The sequence below is a fragment of the Bacillus sp. 05T31 genome, assembly GCF_056396725.1.
Map to the genome: position 1 here is coordinate 1 of NZ_JBFTMA010000611.1, position 2,728 is coordinate 2,728.

A 2,728-nucleotide genomic window follows, 5' to 3' on the forward strand; every position below is an offset into this window, starting at 1 on the left:
GCCAGGAACTGGTGGACCTCCAGGGCCTACTGGGCCTACCGGCATAACCGGAGCTACTGGACCTTCTGGTGGACCTCCGGGGCCTACTGGACCTACCGGCATAACCGGAGCTACTGGACCTTCTGGTGGACCTCCGGGRCCTACTGGGCCTACCGGCATAACCGGAGCTACTGGACCTTCTGGTGGACCTCCAGGGCCCACTGGACCTACTGGATTATCAGGAATTGTTGGAGCTACTGGGCCTACTGGACCTACCGGATTATCAGGAATTGTTGGAGCTACTGGACCTACCGGACTTACAGTATCTGGGTTATCTCATTATGCTTATGTTTTCAATACAGCAGCTCAAGTTGTTGCCTTAGAAGCACCTATTCTTTTTAATTCACATGGTAGAATGACATCTGGTTTTACTCATACGCTGGGAACTTCTCAATTAATGGTTCTTAATGCAGGAGATTATAAAATTTCTTTTTCTGTATCAGGAGTTGAGCCTAATCAATTCACACTTTTTTTAAATGGTGCTCCGGTTACCAGCGCAGTTTATGGATCAGGTGCAGGAACTCAACCAAACAACGGCCAAACAATCCTCACTTTAGCTGCAGGTGATATTATTACCCTTAATAATCATACTTCCGCTGCTGCAGTTACTTTGCAGACYTTRGCAGGTGGAACACAAACAAATATARATGCTTCGATTGTAATTGAAAAATTARATTAATTTAATCATTTATTTCTTGAAACTCTGGCAGTAAATAACCTAGAGTGGATTCTTTTTTTAACAAGCAGTTAGCTTTTGCTAGCTGCTCTTTTAATTAAAATAACGATTTTGTTTGAAAACTGCACATATATTAAACACATACATACAATAATCATAGTCACCTTTTTATATAAATCTTGGTCAGAGAGCGCCTTAAAAAGCGCTCTTTTTATTTAAATAAAGGTTTTATTAAAAAAATTTTCACCTTTTAACCGGACAAGCATACGTTATTGTATGGAGACTCTCCACTCATAGAAATCTACCTTTCTTGTCAAAGAGCATGCTTATATGTGTGCTCTTTTTCGCTTGTTATGAAATAAGGATTTTGTTTAGTTTTTCTTATGACCAAGAATCTCTTTCACATGCTGTATTAACTGCTCACGATCCATCTTTGTATATCCTTTAACCTTATGATTCTTGCATGCATATCTAAGGCTTGTTATTGTCCACTCTTCAACTGGTGGAATATTAATGATTACAGTTTGTTCACTCATCTCTCATTCCCCTTTGTTCATGATTTTGTAACAGATGTATACAAGTTTGTGTGTTACACTAAATTCATTCGAAGATGTCATTCGTTATTAATTCGGCAATTCTTAATACCCCATCCCCTGCCCTAGCTCCCCTGCTAGGGCTTTTGTTGTTAAAATAACTATTTTGTTTAGTTTCCTTGGTATTCAAGTTTGCTAGCGTCTATCGTTTCGATATTTTCAATTGATCCGAAGCTAGGGTACTCATTTATTCCTTTTAGCCATCCTTCAACTACCTTGTTTATTTGTTCTTGAAGTTTTTCACCTTCATCTCTTGCTACCCCTGAAAGCCGAGAATCTGCAACCCCTCCACATTCATCGTTTGCTCGTTCATATAATTCATCCAACAATACATCCGCATTAATCCATGGCGTATACTGTTTGAATTCTCCAATTTGGAATTCATTATCAACTGATGCCCTATCCGCTACCATTCTATCCGTCCAATCTTTTAAAGCTGCTTGAATGGCTTCCTCTTTCGTTTCATATTTATCACTTGTCCAAATCTCACTATTGCTATCAAGATTGTACATCCATTTCATATCTCCCATTCCCCTTTTCGTATAATCTTTTTTATATCGTGCATACTACCTGCAAGCCGACTTCCCACCGGCTTCACTCTTTCAAATCGGAGCTCTCTCCTCCGTATCTTTTCAGGACATGGCAGGTAACTTAGTCAATTACCTGCCGTTTTTACGTATAATCGTAAAAATCCTTGTCCATACTGTTTAGAGAAAACATCTCAAGCTATTTGATGAGACCTCCAGCACATGATATTTGTACGGCCGTTCCGATAAAGGAGCGGTCTTATTTATTTATCTCCGCATTACTTTTCAACAAAATAACGCTTTTGTTAACATTTTAAATAGCTATAAAATACTCAGTAACCTTACAAACTTGTAATAAAAATGTAAGCTTATTGAATGTTAAACTACCTACTTCTATAGTAAAATTCATCTGGGACATAAATATCTCACATTATTTAAAACAAATTGATTAGGATGTGTAAAAACATGATTAGCTTTTTATTCAAAGAAGTTGGAGTTATAGGTGTTTCATTAATTTTAAGTCTTGCTATTTTTTCATTTGTAGTTATCACAAACAAAATAGTTAAATTCAAATAACACTTATGTTATAAATTTATTAGATTGGTTGTACTGTTACAGTTACAAGGTCCAAATATACAATTTTATGTTTACCTTGCAACCTATCATTTTCTATTACATCTTCAACTCTGAAATGTTTGTTTTCTATATTGAAATTGAAGAAATTAGTAACATCTTCATGTAATACAAACATCAGCATTTTCAACTTCCTCCTTTTTAATAAAATTCAAATTTGATTAAAGTAACTGTGTTTTTCGTTCTTCCATACGAATTACTTTTCCACTTTGATATACAAATGATTGTTCACCAAATCCACCTTGGGGTGGTTCTATTAG

The 2,728-nt window shown here is 36.5% G+C and carries 5 protein-coding genes; 1 reads left to right on the plus strand and 4 read right to left on the minus strand.

Going from position 1 to position 2,728, the window contains the following annotated elements; genetic code table 11:
* The coding region (locus AC1DJR_RS25140; RefSeq protein WP_477003772.1) for a BclA C-terminal domain-containing protein at positions 1 to 718 on the plus strand (718 nt) is incomplete at its 5' end.
* A gap of 368 nt (positions 719 to 1,086) precedes the next feature.
* Here the strand turns inward: AC1DJR_RS25140 and AC1DJR_RS25145 are convergent.
* The 4 genes from AC1DJR_RS25145 to AC1DJR_RS25160 form a co-directional block, all read right to left on the minus strand.
* Positions 1,087 to 1,251, minus strand: a complete 165-nt coding sequence (locus AC1DJR_RS25145; protein WP_002135968.1) for a hypothetical protein — start codon at positions 1,249 to 1,251, stop codon at positions 1,087 to 1,089.
* A 167-nt stretch (positions 1,252 to 1,418) separates the two neighbouring features.
* The gene (locus AC1DJR_RS25150) at positions 1,419 to 1,829 is read right to left on the minus strand and encodes a hypothetical protein (protein WP_410592047.1); all 411 of its coding nucleotides are present in this window, start codon (positions 1,827 to 1,829) and stop codon (positions 1,419 to 1,421) included.
* Positions 1,830 to 2,430: 601 nt separating this feature from the next.
* Complete coding sequence (locus tag AC1DJR_RS25155; RefSeq protein ID WP_002141502.1) at positions 2,431 to 2,592, minus strand: hypothetical protein; 162 nt, start codon at positions 2,590 to 2,592, stop codon at positions 2,431 to 2,433.
* Positions 2,593 to 2,629: 37 nt separating this feature from the next.
* Positions 2,630 to 2,728 (minus strand): DUF3954 domain-containing protein (locus tag AC1DJR_RS25160; protein WP_477003773.1); only part of this gene is annotated, 99 nt, incomplete at its 5' end.